This is a genomic window from Arthrobacter sp. zg-Y877 (assembly GCF_030373105.1).
Taxonomy (GTDB): Bacteria; Actinomycetota; Actinomycetes; order Actinomycetales; family Micrococcaceae; genus Arthrobacter_B.
Genome location: NZ_JAUCPU010000007.1, coordinates 134,199 through 148,120, shown reverse-complemented (window position 1 = coordinate 148,120; position 13,922 = coordinate 134,199). Strand labels below are relative to the sequence as shown.

Annotated in this window: 13 protein-coding genes; 7 read left to right on the top strand and 6 right to left on the bottom strand. The window is 68.4% G+C overall.

The genetic code is table 11. The features are described from left to right. Positions 1–22: 22 nt before the first annotated feature. Complete coding sequence (locus QNO03_RS11520; RefSeq protein WP_289603398.1) at positions 23–481, top strand: GNAT family N-acetyltransferase; 459 nt, start codon at positions 23–25, stop codon at positions 479–481. A gap of 100 nt (positions 482–581) precedes the next feature. Here the strand turns inward: QNO03_RS11520 and QNO03_RS11515 are convergent, their stop codons facing one another. Then, positions 582–1,580, bottom strand: a complete 999-nt coding sequence (locus QNO03_RS11515) for an SDR family NAD(P)-dependent oxidoreductase (RefSeq protein WP_289603397.1) — start codon at positions 1,578–1,580, stop codon at positions 582–584. 183 nt (positions 1,581–1,763) lie between these two features. Here QNO03_RS11515 and QNO03_RS11510 point away from each other — a divergent pair, with 183 nt between their 5' ends. Further along, a complete protein-coding gene (locus QNO03_RS11510) occupies positions 1,764–2,771 on the top strand; it encodes a LacI family DNA-binding transcriptional regulator (RefSeq protein WP_289603396.1) in 1,008 nt (335 codons plus the stop codon). 15 nt (positions 2,772–2,786) lie between these two features. Here the strand turns inward: QNO03_RS11510 and QNO03_RS11505 are convergent, their stop codons facing one another. Both QNO03_RS11505 and QNO03_RS11500 read right to left on the bottom strand, forming a co-directional pair. Continuing rightward, positions 2,787–3,833, bottom strand: coding sequence for a winged helix DNA-binding domain-containing protein (locus tag QNO03_RS11505; RefSeq protein WP_289603395.1), 1,047 nt, complete (start codon positions 3,831–3,833; stop codon positions 2,787–2,789). Between the two features lie 72 nt (positions 3,834–3,905). Next, complete coding sequence (locus tag QNO03_RS11500; protein ID WP_229945769.1) at positions 3,906–5,021, bottom strand: GTP pyrophosphokinase; 1,116 nt, start codon at positions 5,019–5,021, stop codon at positions 3,906–3,908. Positions 5,022–5,127: 106 nt separating this feature from the next. On the opposite strand from QNO03_RS11500, the gene QNO03_RS11495 reads away from it, so the two are divergent. The 4 genes from QNO03_RS11495 (at position 5,128) to QNO03_RS11480 (ending at position 8,383) form a co-directional block, all read left to right on the top strand. Further along, positions 5,128–5,886, top strand: coding sequence for an alpha/beta hydrolase family protein (locus tag QNO03_RS11495; protein ID WP_289603394.1), 759 nt, complete (start codon positions 5,128–5,130; stop codon positions 5,884–5,886). A gap of 34 nt (positions 5,887–5,920) precedes the next feature. After that, positions 5,921–6,829 (top strand): carbohydrate kinase family protein, encoded by a 909-nt coding sequence (locus QNO03_RS11490; protein ID WP_289603393.1) that lies wholly within the window; start codon positions 5,921–5,923, stop codon positions 6,827–6,829. A gap of 88 nt (positions 6,830–6,917) precedes the next feature. Continuing rightward, complete coding sequence (locus QNO03_RS11485) at positions 6,918–7,454, top strand: YbhB/YbcL family Raf kinase inhibitor-like protein (protein WP_289603392.1); 537 nt, start codon at positions 6,918–6,920, stop codon at positions 7,452–7,454. Between the two features lie 77 nt (positions 7,455–7,531). Continuing rightward, the gene (locus QNO03_RS11480; RefSeq protein ID WP_289603391.1) at positions 7,532–8,383 is read left to right on the top strand and encodes an HAD family hydrolase; all 852 of its coding nucleotides are present in this window, start codon (positions 7,532–7,534) and stop codon (positions 8,381–8,383) included. On the opposite strand, the gene QNO03_RS11475 is transcribed toward QNO03_RS11480, so the two are convergent. The 3 genes from QNO03_RS11475 to QNO03_RS11465 form a co-directional block, all read right to left on the bottom strand. Beyond that, positions 8,304–9,083, bottom strand: a complete 780-nt coding sequence (locus tag QNO03_RS11475; RefSeq protein ID WP_289603390.1) for a phosphatase PAP2 family protein — start codon at positions 9,081–9,083, stop codon at positions 8,304–8,306. The two genes, QNO03_RS11480 and QNO03_RS11475, sit on opposite strands and share 80 nt — an antisense overlap. Then, on the bottom strand, positions 9,080–10,372 hold the full coding sequence (locus tag QNO03_RS11470; RefSeq protein ID WP_289603694.1) for an alpha/beta hydrolase: 1,293 nt from the start codon (positions 10,370–10,372) through the stop codon (positions 9,080–9,082). The genes QNO03_RS11475 and QNO03_RS11470 overlap by 4 nt, the downstream gene beginning before the upstream one ends. Before the next feature lie 70 nt (positions 10,373–10,442). Next, positions 10,443–12,977 carry a bifunctional lysylphosphatidylglycerol flippase/synthetase MprF gene (locus QNO03_RS11465; protein WP_289603389.1) on the bottom strand — a complete coding sequence of 845 codons (2,535 nt, stop codon included), beginning with the start codon at positions 12,975–12,977 and terminating at the stop codon, positions 10,443–10,445. A gap of 124 nt (positions 12,978–13,101) precedes the next feature. On the opposite strand from QNO03_RS11465, the gene QNO03_RS11460 reads away from it, so the two are divergent. Then, complete coding sequence (locus QNO03_RS11460; RefSeq protein ID WP_502874580.1) at positions 13,102–13,911, top strand: glycerophosphodiester phosphodiesterase family protein; 810 nt, start codon at positions 13,102–13,104, stop codon at positions 13,909–13,911. Positions 13,912–13,922 lie beyond the last annotated feature (11 nt).

Below are 13,922 nucleotides of genomic sequence, written 5' to 3'. Positions count from 1 at the left end.
GCCGTCGTTGTAGGGTGGCGCAATGCGTGAAGGAACACTGATCCGTGAAGCCACTCCGCTGGATGTCCCTGCCTTGGCGCGCCTGCGGGCGGTGTGGGCGGCCGAGGCGGGCGGGGACAGCCCGGTTGATGCAGGCTTCGTCAAGGAGTTCAGCCTCTGGTTGGCAGCCAACCCGCGCACGTTCTTCGTCGCCGAAGCGGAGGCAGGCGGGCCCCTGATCGGCATGCTGAACCTGTCGATCTTCGAGCGCATGCCGAAGCCGGGCAAACCGGCATCACTTTGGACCTATGTGGCCAACGCCTACGTGCTGCCCCCGCACCGCAATTCGGGTGTGGGCAGCGCGCTGCTGACGGCGGCACTTGAGTATTCGCGGGGGATCGGGGCAGCGCGGGTGGTCACTTCGCCCTCGCCGGCGTCGAAGAACTTCTACGTGCGGAATGGTTTTGAGGCGGCGGAAGAGCTGGCAGTCCACCGGTTCTGACCATCGCAGGACCGGAAAACAACGACGGCGGCCGGCACCTTCCGTAGGGAAGGCACCGGCCGCCGTCGTGCGCCTGGATAACCGGGCGGATCAGCGGGGATTAGACCGCGGACCAGCCGCCGTCGGAGGGCAGGATGGCGCCGTTGATGTTTACGCCGTCATCGCTGAGCAGGAACGTGATGGAGGCCGCGAGGTCCTCCGCCGAGGCCAGGCCCGGAATGTTCACGCGGGCCGGGCCGAGGCGGGCCTCGCCGTACTCGCTGGTCTTGCCGCCCATCGGAATGCCGGTCGCGACGCCGCCCGGAGCTACGGCGTTTACACGTATGCCTTCCTTGGCATACATGAACGCGGTGCTGCGGGTGATGCCTACGACGGCGTGCTTCGAGGCCGTGTACGCCACGCCCGAGGCGGAGCCACGCAGGCCGGCTTCGGAGGTGATGTTCACGATCGAACCCTTACGTGCTTCGAGCATGGTCGGCAGCACCGCGCGGGTCAGGCGCATCACGCCCTCCACGTTGACGGCGAAGATCTTCTGCCACATGGCATCGGAGACCTCATGCAGCGGGGAGAAGTCGTCATTGATGCCGGCCACGTTGGCCAGGCCGTCAATCTTGGAGCCGGAAGCGGCCATGATGCGGTCGATGGCAGCGGCGTCGGTCAGGTCGCCTGCAACCGGAACAATGGCTTCGCCCAGTTCTTCGGCGAGTTCCTTGATGCGGCCTTCGGCGATGTCGACGGCAATCACGCGGCCGCCTTCGCGGGCAATGCGGCCGGCAGTGGCGCGGCCGATGCCGGAACCGGCGCCGGTGACGATCACGGTGCGGCCTGCGAAGCGGCCCTCAACGGTCGGGAGGACGGTTTCGGCGATCTCGGGCATCACGCCGCCGTTGGCCTGCTTCACGAGTTCATCCACGGCAGCCTGCGGAAACTTGCCCTGGCTGAGGTCAACGAGCTGCTGCAGCTTCATGGTCAGGGCGGGGCCGAGCGTGTTCTCGTCGCTTCCAGCCTGCGCGAGGAAACCGCGGATGGCGGGGCCGCCGGCGGGGTGGTCGAGCCACTGCTGGACGGTGTTCTGGGCGGTGATGGGCGAATTGGCCACGAACCGGTCCTTTCGATCGGGGCAGCGGCCGTAATCTGCGGCCGCCGGTACCGGCAGCTCGCCACGATGGTTACACGTGTAAGTTGCCTGTATCGTCAGACTACCGGAGAAATCTCCAATGGATAAGGGCTGACGCCGTCGTGTTTGGACGGGCTGCCAGCGGCAAAGGCGAAAGGGACGTCAATGAACCGCAGGGTCACGTCCACCGACGTCGCGCAGGCGGCAGGGGTCTCCCGTGCCACCGTCAGCTACGTGCTGAATGGACGTACCGGGCAGGGCATCTCGGCGGCCACGCGGGACCGGGTGCTGGCCGCCGCGCGGGACCTGGGCTACGCGCCGTCGACCGCTGCCCGCACCCTGCGCCGCGGCCGCAGCGACCTGGTCCTGATGCTGCTGCCGCCCGAACCGCTGGGCCGGGCGCTGGCGATTCTGATTGACGCCGCTTCCGAGGAAGTCGAACGGCAGGGGCTGCGGCTGGTGGCGCACCGGCTGCCCCGGCAGGGCGGAGCCGTCTCGCTGGTGCATTCGCTGGCCCCGGCGGCTCTGATCCTCGTCACTCCGCTCCCGGAGCCGGAACTGGCCGCCCTTGCGGACGCCGGTATCCGGGTTGCGTCCCTGCACCAGGCCCAGGATGATCCCCTGGCGCCGGACCTCGGCATCGGTGCGCGGCAGGTACAGCACCTGGCCGACGCCGGCCATCAGCGGATCGGCGTGGCGGTGCCGCCGGAGTCCGGTTACGCCTGGCGGGTGGACGTCCGGCTGGCCGCCATCGCGGACGCGTGCGCGCGGCTTCGGCTTCCGCCCCCGGTGGTCGCTCGGCTGGGCCTGGACGCAGGGGAGGCCGCCGACGTCGTCGCCCGTTGGCTCGATGGGCCGGAGCCGGTGACCGCGGCCTGCGCGTTCGACGACGAACACGCCTTCGCGCTGCTGGCCGGCCTGGCGGCAAACGGCCGGACGGCACCACGGGACCTCGCGGTGATTGGGGCCGAAGACATTCCGCTGGCGTCGCTGGCAGTGCCGCCGCTGACCACCGTGTCGGTGGATGCCCGCTCCCTGGGGCAGCGGTTTGCGCGGATGGCGGTGGCATCGGTGGATGTGGCGCAGGACCTGCCGGAGAACGGGGCGGGGGCCAGTGGGGAGCCGGACCCGGCCCTGCCGCCCGTCCGCCTGGTGCGGCGGGCTTCGGCCTGACCCGGAAGGCCCGCGTCAGCCGTGCGGCCAGTCGGCGACGGCCTGCGCCACGGCCTTCTGTTTGGCCGGGGAGATCCGTTCCACCAGATCGATGACCGGTTCCGGGGTGGCCCGCGAGGTGCGGGGGAGCCGCCAGGTACCCACCACCACGCCGTCGTCCAGGATTGCCGGGCGGAAGACTCCGTTGCCACCCGGGACAATTGCCGCCAGCATGGCCGGGCCGGCGACCAATGAACGGTCCGCATAACCAAGGATCCATTCGTCGAATGCCGGCACCAGGGTTACACCGGACGGACCCGGGATCTCCGGATCGCCGATGATCCACGCCGGCGTGCCGTCGACTTCCACCTGGACCAGGTCCTCGACCCCGGCTGCAGCCTTACGCACCACGGTTTTGGGCAGCTTGGTCCACCACGCCACATCCGCCTCGGTCACCGGACCGCGCGCCAGCACAAAGCCGCGCAACACAGCTGAGAGTTCGGCGCCGGCAGGGTCAGCAGCGGCGCCGGGCGACGTGAGGGTAAGCAGTTGCTCGGTACCGGACGGAGAAAACGGTCCCCAGTGCGCCAGACCTTCGACCGAGAGGTGCATCAGCAGGTGGTATCCGCGGCCGTCAGCCGTCTCGATGCCCGCACCTGACCACAGCTCCATAACCTCGGCCCGGCGCATCGACCGCAGGCCCAGGGCCTCCCGGAGGGTTTCCCGGCCGCGCGAAAGCACTGCTTCGTCGAGGCCGAGCTCGGCCCGGCGCCGGGCAGCCATGTTGCGGGTCCGCTCCGCGGTGAAGGACAGCAGTGTCGCGAGATGTTCCGGGGTGGTGGCAAAGAGGGTGCCGCGCATCGGCCAGCTGCGCACCAGCTCGCCGCGGTCAAACGCATCCCGGACATCCTGGACCGTGGTGCCGGGACGCGAGCGGATGGCAATGGCCCGGAGCACGGCGGGCAGGTCCTGGCCCTGCAGTGCGACAGTACGGCGCACGACGTCCGCTGGAGCCAGGTCCGAACCGCCCAGCAGCTGCGATTGTCCGCGCATCCGCCGTGCGGACTGGGCTGAAAGTGTCACGGGGCAAAACTATGCGCGCGGGGCGGTGCCGGGCAAGGCTTCCCGTCCAGTCATCCGGCAGCGGCTGGAGCGCTAGGAGTTTCCCAGTTCCGCTTCCCGCGCCCGGTACAGCTGCATCAACCGGTAGCGGCGGCCCAGTGACTCCCGGCGGGGTTTGGCCGGCGCGTCCTCCGGCTCGGCCGTCAGATCGATGTGCTTCTTGCCGAAACGCCAGAGCAGCAGGTCATCGAGCAGACGGTCCGGCCCGGGGGAGTACCGGTGGTCCAGGGCCGCGCGGACCTTGGTGATGGCGTCGGCCTGCAGCAGCCCGGCCAGGTCCATGGTGGTCTTCATGCCGTGTGCGGAGAGCATTTCCGCGGCCCAGCCCCAGTCATCGCCGGACTTGCGGTTCACGTGCGGCAGCAGGGTCATCCAAATGTCCCGGATCCGGTTGGGGGTCAACGGGGCGCTGCCCTGGCCTTCCTCGTCCCAGAATCCGGTGACGGTCTCGTAGCGTTCGTGCAGCTCGGCGAAGGCCGTTTCGACCGTCTCCAGCATGGCGGCGGTGGCGGTGAACTGGCGGTCAAAGTACGGGCTCCAGGCGCGGGGATCGCCGGCCTTGAAGCGAATATCGTGCTCGATCTCGGACCAGGCGTGGGCCAGCACGGTACGGATCTGCACTTCGAACAGGTAGCTGCCGTTGGGCCGGTCCGGGTCCAGTAGTTTGTGGAATTCCCGCACGGTGTCATTCTGGATGGTCCGCAGGATCAGGTGCCGGCTGGAATAGCCGTAGGTGCCGGACTCAATGGAGCCAATGTCCTTCTCGCGGTCGCCGCGGCAGTCAAACTCCGCGCGCTGGCGCTTGATCAGGTTCGCGGCTTCATCCACTTCGTGCGGCAGCGTCATGATGATGCGCAGGCCCACCAGATCGGTCAGGTTGCGCAGCGGATCCGGGAACAGCAGGGAGGGCAGCTCCCCGGGGTGTTCCGGCGGCAGCATCCGGGAGGCCTTATCCCGGAAGGACTCCACGGTCTTGGTGCGTGAGGCGACAAACAGCGGTTTCACCGGACTGTCGTCAAAGACAGCGCGGAGATTGGCTTCCATCTCTGCGGTGACCGCCTCCAACCCCGGGCGGACCCGGGCGTATTCATCGGTGCTGGCCTGGACCACGGGCCGCAGCCGCTCATCCAGTGTGTCCCACGCGCTCAAAAGCTGTTTCCTTTCCCCTGCCTGCCGACAGCTTATGGCAGGGCAATTCCCCAAGGTGCCGATAGGCTCCATCCCAGATTAAGCCCCAGCGAGGAGATGAATGGTCATGGCGGCATCCGCAGTGCGCATTCCCTATGGTCCGCACCCGGACCAGTACGCCGAACTCACCCTTCCGGAGGGCGGTGCCGCACCGCGTGCAGTGGTGGTCATCATCCACGGCGGTTATTGGCGTTCGGCCTACGATGCGGAGCTTGGCCGGCCGCTGGCCGTGGATTTGGCGGCCCGCGGGTTTGCTGCCTGGAACCTGGAATACCGCCGGGCCGGGAACGGCGGCGGCTGGCCGGAGACCTTCGAGGACGTCTGCGCCGGAATCGACGCCCTCGCGCCGGCTGCACGGGAGTACGACGTCGACCTCTCCCGGGTGGTCCTGCAGGGCCACTCCGCCGGGGGCCATCTGGCCGTGCTCGCTGCGGGGCGGACCGGATCGCCCGTCACACTGGCCGGCGTCGTGAGCTCCTCCGGGGTCCTGAACCTGGGCGAGGCCCACGAACTGGGACTCAGTGACGGCGCGGTACGGAATTTCCTGGGCTGTCCGCCGGAATCGAATCCACAGCGCTACCGGGATGCCGACCCGATGCACTCCCTGCCGCTGCCGGTTCCGGTCTGGGCGCTGCACGGTGAAGAGGACACCACGGTGCCGCTGAGCTCCTCCAGCAGCTGGGTGGATGCCGCCCGGGCCAGCGGATCACCTGCACAGCTGCGGATGATCCCCGGCGACCACTTCGCCATGATCACCCCCGGCACCAAGGCGTGGGACGCCGTCGTCCAGGTGGTCTGTGAGGCCGCCGGAATCCCTGTCCTTTAAGGAAACCGAAAGACGGCTCTGTTAGGTTGGCAGTGTGCTTACAGTTATTGGGGAAGCCCTTGTTGATGAAGTAGTCAGCGATACCGCTCCGCGGCGTTTTCACCCCGGCGGCAGCCCGCTGAATGTCGCTGTGGGCGTGGCCAGGCTGGGCAGGCCGGTGCAGTTTGTGGGCCGCTTCGGATCGGATACCTACGGGGCGATGATCGCCGAGCATCTCCGCGCAAATTCCGTCCTGACCGCCTTCGAGGCCGATGAGCTTCCCACCAGCGTGGCCACGGCCGTGCTGGATCCGGCAGGCGGCGCCCGCTACACCTTTGACCTTGACTGGACGCTGCCCGGCCTGGATCTGCCCTCCCTGCTGGACGGCACCACCATGCTGCACACCGGGTCCATTGCGGCCATGCTCTCGCCCGGCTCGAGCCACGTGCTGCGAGCCGTGGAAGAGGCCCGGCCCGGCTGCACCATCACGTACGATCCGAACTGCCGGCCGACCATCATCACCGATGCCTCCTACGCCCGGGAACAGGCGGAGAAATTCGTCGCACTGGCCGACGTCGTCAAGGCCTCCGATGAAGACCTGCGCTGGCTCTATCCGGACCAGTCCGCCGAGGAATCGGCCCGGCAGTGGCTGACGGCAGGACCCTCCCTGGTAGTGGTTACCCGGGGGTCGAAGGGACCGTGGGCGGTGGCCGCGGCCGGTGAATACGAGGTAGCGGCACCCACGGTCAGTGTGGTGGACACCGTGGGCGCGGGGGATTCCTTTATGTCCGCGCTTCTGGTGGGCCTGATGGACCGGGAGCTCGACGGCGGTGCCCGGCGCAGCGACCTTGCACGGATCAGCTCCGGCGACGTCCATGACCTGCTCTCCTTCGCCGCCCGGGCCGCAGCTGTCACCGTCTCACGCGCGGGGGCCAACCCTCCCTACCGCAGTGAAGTTCCCTGAGCCGGCCGTCCCGGCTCCGCCCTTCCCAAGTTCCGCCGCTCTCCGCAGCGGCGGCCCCCTGCTCAGTAACCATCCCGAAAGGAAAACAGTGGAAAGCCGTGACCCGTACGAGGCACTCCCGCAGGTGCCCGCATTCACCGTCGACAGCGAGGAATTCAGCGACGGAGGTACCTTCGCACCGGCCCAGTACAGCGCCAAAATGGGTGTGCCTGACGGCAAGGATGCCTCCCCCGAGCTGACCTGGTCCGGGTTCCCGGAGCAGACCCGCAGCTTTGCCGTCACGATGTATGACCCCGACGCGCCGACCGCCAGCGGCTACTGGCACTGGGCTGCCTTCAACATTCCGGCCTCGGTCACCGGCCTGCCCTCCGATGCAGCCAACACCGGAGGGATGCCGGCCGGGACCGTGCAGCTGGCCAACGACGCCGGTTTTGCGGGTTTTGTGGGCGCTGCTCCGCCGGCAGGACACGGCCGGCACCGCTACTTCGTGGTGGTCCATGCGGTGGATACGGAGGAACTGGATGTCCCGGCGGATGCCAGCCCGGCAGCCCTGGGCTTCGCGCTCTTCACCCACACTCTGGCGCGTGCCAGGATGGTCTGCACCGCCGAAATCCCCGCCGAGTAGCGTTCCTGCAGCCGGCGGGAGCGGGTGGCCCGGCACAGTTGGCCGCTCCCGCCGCCGCCGCAAGTAAGCTGGATGGCATGCGGGAACAGCGGGGGCCGGTACGGCTGGTAGCAAGTGACATGGACGGCACCATCGTTGGTGCGGACAACAGCATCAGCGACCGCACCGTGAAGGCTTTCCGGGCCTGCATCGAGGCGGGAATCGACGTCGTTTTCGTCACCGGACGCCCGCCCCGCTGGCTGGACCCGCTGCGGGACCGGATTGGCCATGAGGGCACGGTCATCTGCTCCAACGGCGCCATCACCTACGACCTCGCGGCGGATCAGGTCCTGTCCACCAGCCTGCTGCCGCTTGACCAGATGTTTGCAGCCGCCCGGATCATCCGGGACCTGTTTCCACGGGCGCATTTTGCGGCGGAGACGGTGGAGGGCATCCACCTGGAGGAAGGTTTCGCGGAGGCCGGTTCCGTTTCGCTCCTGGGCGGGATAGTGCCCGGCCCGCTGGAGGAATCCCTCGCAGGCCAGCCGGGCGTGGCCAAGTTCCTCGCCCGGGCGCAGGACATCTCCCCGGACGAGTTCCTCCGCCGGGTGGCACCTGTCGTCGCGGACCTGGTGGAGACCACACACTCCGCGCCGCGGATGCCGCTGCTGGAGATGTCCCGGCCCGGACTCAACAAAGCCGTGACCCTGGCCGGCTACGCCGCCCGGAAGGGGATCAACGCGGCGGACACGGTTGCTTTTGGTGACATGCCCAACGACATCGCGATGCTGGACTGGGCCGGACGGGGTTACGCCATGGCTTCGGGGCACCCTGCCGCACGCAGGGCCGCCGGTTACACCGCGCCGGGTTTTATGGAAGACGGCGTCGCGGTGATCCTGGAACAGCTGCTCGATGTTCGGGAAGCCTCCTCAGGAGCTGGTGTGCGGTAATCACCACGGCCAGCCAGGCCGCGCCGAGCGTCCAGGCCACCAGCACATCCGTCAGCCAGTGGTGGCCCAGGTAGACCCGGCTCAGGCCCACGGCACAGGTGAAGGCCGCTGCCACCAGGACGGCGGCTGCCTTCGCCCAGCGCTTATGCACGTGCAGGACCACCAGGTAGGCGAGGATTCCCGCGATAACTATCGAGTTCAGGGTGTGCCCGCTGGGGAATGAGGCGGAGGACTCGTAGGGCGGAACGGCGTCGGCCAGGTCCGGCCGCGTGCGCCCGATCAGGGCCTTTCCGGAAACCGTCATCAGCAGTGAACCGGCAGCCGCGGCTGCCGTGAGGATCAGCGGCGTCCAGGAACGCCAGCGCAGGCACATCACGAGCACTATGACCCCGGCAATGATCGGCATGCCGAGGGTGCCGGCCAGATTCGTGAAACCGGTGACGGCCGAATCCAGCCCCGGATTGCGCAGTTCCAGGGCCTGTTCGAGTGCCGGCCGGTCCAGCCCGGCAATGCCGTCCTCGTCCGTCACTGAATCGTAGACTTCGGCAGACACCAGGGTCAGGGCCAGCGCCGGAAGCAGGCCGACGGCGAGAATGAGCAGCAGGGTCACATGCGGGGACGTCGCGCGGGTGACCGTGCGCAGCAGGCGCCGCAGCTTGTTTGCGGCGGTGGAAGGCTGTTGCACGGGGTCGGAGCTCATGGATCAAGTATGCCAAGCCGGGAACACAGCCAGTCCAGGTTGTTCTCCAGCCCGGCCCGCCAGACCTGCCAGGAGTGGCCGCCCGGCAGTTCCTGCAGCTGGACGTCCACGCCTGCCGCCCGCGCCGCCGCATAGACCTCCCGGCCTTCCGGTGCATAGACCTTGTCCTCCCGGCCGACGACGACGATCCCGGCAAGGTCGGGAAATGACATCCGGCCGAACCGGTCCACGGCGTTCTGTGCTGCAAACGCGCGGGCCTCGTCACCGAAGTAGGTGTCCAGCAGTGCCTGATGCCCATCCACGTCAGTAGGTTCGTTTTCGCCGGCGATGTCCAGGAACGTTGGGTAGGTCTCCGGGTGGTTCGCGGCCAGCTGCACGGCGCAGGTGCCACCGAAGGAATAGCCGGCGATGGCCCATTGATCCGGTGCCGCGGTTCCGGCACCGAGTTGCTCCTGCACCCAGGCCGGAAGATCCCGGGCCAGATAGGCCGCCGAGTCGCTGACGGACGTGTCCATGCATAACGGCCAGTCCGGATTCGCTGCATTGCTGAGATCGGGCATCACAACAACCGGTGCCAGGCCGGAGTTCCGGGCAGCAAAACCATCCATCATTTCGGTGATGCGTCCGCTGACCAGCCAGTCGTTCGGGGATCCCGGCTGGCCGTGGACCAGGACCAGCACAGGCAGGGTAACGGCACCTGGTGCGGCCAGATAGGCCGGGGGTAGGTAGATCAGCGCCGGGTTGGACGCATATCCGGACGCCGTGGCCGGAATTTCGGTGCGGTACACCCTGCCTTCCCCCGGCAGGTCCGACGGCGGTGTCCAGCTCCGTTCAGAGGCGGCCGGACCACCCGTGGCGGCCGGCCGGGGAAACGGATCATCGGTGGCCGACGGCGGGGCCAGGAGGGAGCCCACTGTGGGGTACTGTGCGTACGCCAGGTTGACGGTGCAGGCCAGCGCGGCGAGCAGGGCAAGCGCCGCCAGGACTCCGGCGGCACGGCGGATGGCCGGGGCTCCCGGAGCTGCCACCAGCCGGAAGGCCAGCTGGAAGCCCAGGACCGCCAGGGCGCTGTAGACGTAGAGCATCCGCGGCAGGGAAGCATTCCACCAGTGGAATATACCTTCGGCGAGCACAGACAGCGCTGCCGTGCTTCCCGCTGCGACCACACAACAGACCAGAAAGGTGGGCAGACCCAGCCTCCTTCCGGCCAGTGCCAGCCACAGGAGCGCCGCCACCCCCAGGGCCAGGAGTACGGCCGGGAGGATCCCGTCGATCAGGGACAGTGACATCACGGCTGCCGCCACCTGTCGGCCGCTCCGGGCGGCGGGTTGACCGGCTCCGTCATCCGGTACGGCGCCCTCATCCGGTGCGGTCCACGATCCGGCGGGCGAGGGTCAGCCCTTGTGCCAGGGACAGGCCGGGGACATAAGCCCGGGCCAGCGCGTTGGCGATGGCCGGGAGGGAGGCGGGGTCGGGATAGGTCATGTACAACGGCACATAGTCCGGGTTGAACTTGGCTTTGAAGGCCAGCAGGGACCGGAACCCGTAGACCGGTTCCAGGGTTTCCCCAAGCCGGTCCAGCAGCCGGTCCATGACGGGGGATTCCCCGGCGTCGTCGTCCTGGTCCTGCGCCCGCGCCAGCGGCGCACCGGACAGGCTGAGGAAGGCGTAGCCCTCCTCCTGCAGTGAAAGTGCCGCCGAGGCGATGAGGAAGTCCATCCCCAGCCGGAAGCCGCTGCCCCGGCGGCGCATGAAGTCCAGGGTCCAGCCCACCACCGCTCCATCCCGGTAGACCGGCAGCCAAGACGTCACTGCATGAACGGTGCCGTCTTCGTCGACGGCCAGCAGGCAGCGCACCTCCGGATCATCGAGCTCCTCCAGGCCGCCCAGCGTGAAGCCCATTTCCGGCATGTTCTTATCCGCCACCCACTCCTCCGAAATGGCGTAGAGCTGGTCCTTCACCGCCAGCGGGGCGGTGGGATAGCTGATCCACCGCGCGCGGATCCCCTGCTTGCGGGCCTGGTTCATGGCCGTGCGGAGGTCCTGGAACTTCTTGCCCTTGAAGGCCAGGGAGCCCAGCGGCAGTACGGTCTCCTCGGCCACCTGCAGCGAGGAAAAACCCAGCGCGCAGCTGTAGTCCCGCACCTGTGTTCCCACGGAGTAGAAGCAGGCGGTGGTGCCGCTTGCGGCACAGAACGCGGCAAAGCCCTCGACGGTACTGCGCAGTTCCTCCCGCGGTCCCACCGGCTCCCCGACGGTCAGGGCAACGCCGAGGTCCATCCGGTAGGCAACGTAGGAACCCCCGCCGGGGGCAAACCAGTAGCTGTTGCCCGGCCACAGGGTCATCCACGCCATGGTGCTGCCGCCGGTGGAGGTGAGCAAGGCCCGGGCACGGTCCCTGTCCGCGGTGGCGGCACTGTACGGCGGAACCAGGAAGGAACGCAGCAGCAGGACGCAGGTAAAGGTCCAGAAAAGCACCCCCACACCTTCGTAGAGCAGGACGGCAGGAAGACTCTCCGGCACCAGCCCTGGAGCCCGGGTGCTCACCTCCAGGACCGGAAGGAAACGCCCGGGCAGGTCCGCGGCCAGCAGGCCCGGCGTTGCGGGCGGGGAAAAACCGTTTCGGTTCAGGAGGCCCCCGCCGAGGTAGAGCGCCGCGAGGATGAGGGCCGCCACTGCGGCTGCACCCGCGACCCGGCGGTAGGTCCCGGGGGGAGCGCAGACAGGAAAGAGTCCGCGGGTAAAGGCCAGCAATACCAACACGGACAGCGGGACGGCCATGGGCAGCACCAGGGCGATGGAACTTCCGGTGCCGGCGGCCAAGACGGCGGTTCCCTCACCGGCCAGCAGCCGGGCGATCCGGATTCCGGCCAACACGGTCATGGCACCCTGCAGCAACAGGGCTGCCCACCAGGCGAACCGCCGCCCGCGCCGCAGCCCGGCGGCGAAGACTGCCAGCAGGACAAGGGGCAGGGTGGCAAGGAAGAACGCGGCAGGCCCGGCGCGCAGCTGGATGCCGGCGGCGACACACCGGGCGGAATCCTCGGCACCTCCGCAGAGCTGCTCGAACTCCGCCGGAGTCCGCACTTCCACGTCAGTGAACAGGTACCGCAGTATGGACAGCGGCCCAACGGGTTCACTGCTCAGGGCACTGATGACGGGTCCGACGGCGGAGGCCAGTACGGTCAGTGCCACCAGCACCCGCGCCTCCCGGCGGCTGGTGACCAGCCGGCGTGGAACGGCCGGCCGGCGTCCCGCCAGCCAGGGGCCCGCGAATGCCCCGGCTGCGGCGGCCCCGAGGACCGTCAGGTCCGCGAAGCTTCCGCCATAGAGCGCCAGCAGGATCAGCAGCGTGAACAGCAATACCCGCAGCCGGCGCCGCCACAGGGTCCCGAGCCAGGCGCTTGCCGCCGCAACCGCCGCCGCGAGGAAGGCCACCGGTCCGCTGAAGGATTCGGAGACGAGGGCGCGGGACCAGGTCCCAATGGATGCACTGGTCAGATAGGTGAACCCGGTGGTCAGCACCAGCCCGGCGATTTGTCCGCCCAGCCCGGCGAGCAGGAACCGGCCGGTGCCCAGCAGTCGCTCCGCGGGAAATCCTGCGAGTACTGCCAGGAGTGTGCCGCCGATATATCCGGCCGGCCCGCCGGCCCAAAGGCAACACAGGACCAGGGCCGCCGGATTTCCCGGCAGGGTCTGTGCCGAAACGGTGACCCAGTCCAGCAGTGTTCCCTCCGGCCCACGGCGGAGCGAGGAAGTGAGTGCCCCCAGAATCCAGAAGCAGGCAATGAAGACCAGTGTGGCGGGCGACCGGACGGTGCTTCCCAGCAGCCAGTGCAGCGGCCCGAGGATCAATACCCCCAAGCGCGGGCGAGCGGGAGGTGTAACAGGCACGGTACTGGGCCTCCCCGGGCTACTCCGGCGGCTGGGGGCGCCGGTTGCGGTCCTGCAATTCTAGGCCGGTGCGCCCGGACAGGAAGCGTCCGCCGGGCCGCCCGGGCCTTGGTAAGGTACGAAGGTGTTGGCAACTTATCCATACTTCCGTGCTCCCCGGGACCAGGCGACAGCGAACCCGGAAGCCTCGCCGGCACCCATCGCGCTGGCCCACCGCGGCTTTTCCCCCGACGGTTTCGAGAACACGCTCGCGGCGTTCCGCGCCGCTGCGGAGCTGGGGATCAGCTATCTGGAAACGGATGTGCGCACCAGCCGCGACGGCGTCCTCATGGCTTTCCACGACGAAACCGTGGACCGTCTTTCGGGGGGCGTGGCGGGAAAAATCAGCCAGCTCACCCGCAAAGAACTCAATGACGTACTGGTGGGCGGGGCGGAGCGGATCCCGACCTTTGAGGAACTCCTGACCGAATGGCCGCAGATGCGGTTGAACGTCGACGTCAAGGACGCCGCCGGATCAGCACTGCTGGCCGCACTGATCGAAAAGCACTCCGCGCATGACCGGGTGCTCGTGGCCTCCTTTTCCGATCTCCGCCGGCTCCGCACCCTGCGCCGCCTGGACCGGACCGCCGCAAGCTCCGCCGGCAGCGCCCTCACCGCCGCGCTGCGCCTGCTCGCACCGCTGGGCGTGGCCGGATTCCTGGCCCGGCTGGGCCGGTTCCAATGCGTCCAGGTTCCGCTCCGCTTCGGCCCCATCCGCGTGGTGACACCGGGCTTTGTCCGCAGCTGCCACCGCGCCGGAATCCAGGTGCATGTCTGGACCGTGAATGACGCCCCGACCATGAACATGCTGCTGGACCTTGGCGTGGACGGGATCGTCTCGGACCGTTCGGACATCCTGATCGACGTCCTCAAGAACCGCGGGCAGTGGCGGTAGCAACTACCTAG

What these genes read in the sequence shown, in the direction of transcription:
- QNO03_RS11510 (WP_289603396.1), top strand. Translation starts at nt 1,764, where the DNA reads ATGAACCGCAGGGTCACGTCCACCGACGTCGCGCAGGCGGCAGGGGTC.
- QNO03_RS11480 (WP_289603391.1), top strand. Translation starts at nt 7,532, where the DNA reads ATGCGGGAACAGCGGGGGCCGGTACGGCTGGTAGCAAGTGACATGGAC.
- QNO03_RS11520 (WP_289603398.1), top strand. Translation starts at nt 23, where the DNA reads ATGCGTGAAGGAACACTGATCCGTGAAGCCACTCCGCTGGATGTCCCT.
- QNO03_RS11470 (WP_289603694.1), bottom strand. Translation starts at nt 10,372, where the DNA reads ATGTCACTGTCCCTGATCGACGGGATCCTCCCGGCCGTACTCCTGGCC.
- QNO03_RS11475 (WP_289603390.1), bottom strand. Translation starts at nt 9,083, where the DNA reads ATGAGCTCCGACCCCGTGCAACAGCCTTCCACCGCCGCAAACAAGCTG.
- QNO03_RS11495 (WP_289603394.1), top strand. Translation starts at nt 5,128, where the DNA reads ATGGCGGCATCCGCAGTGCGCATTCCCTATGGTCCGCACCCGGACCAG.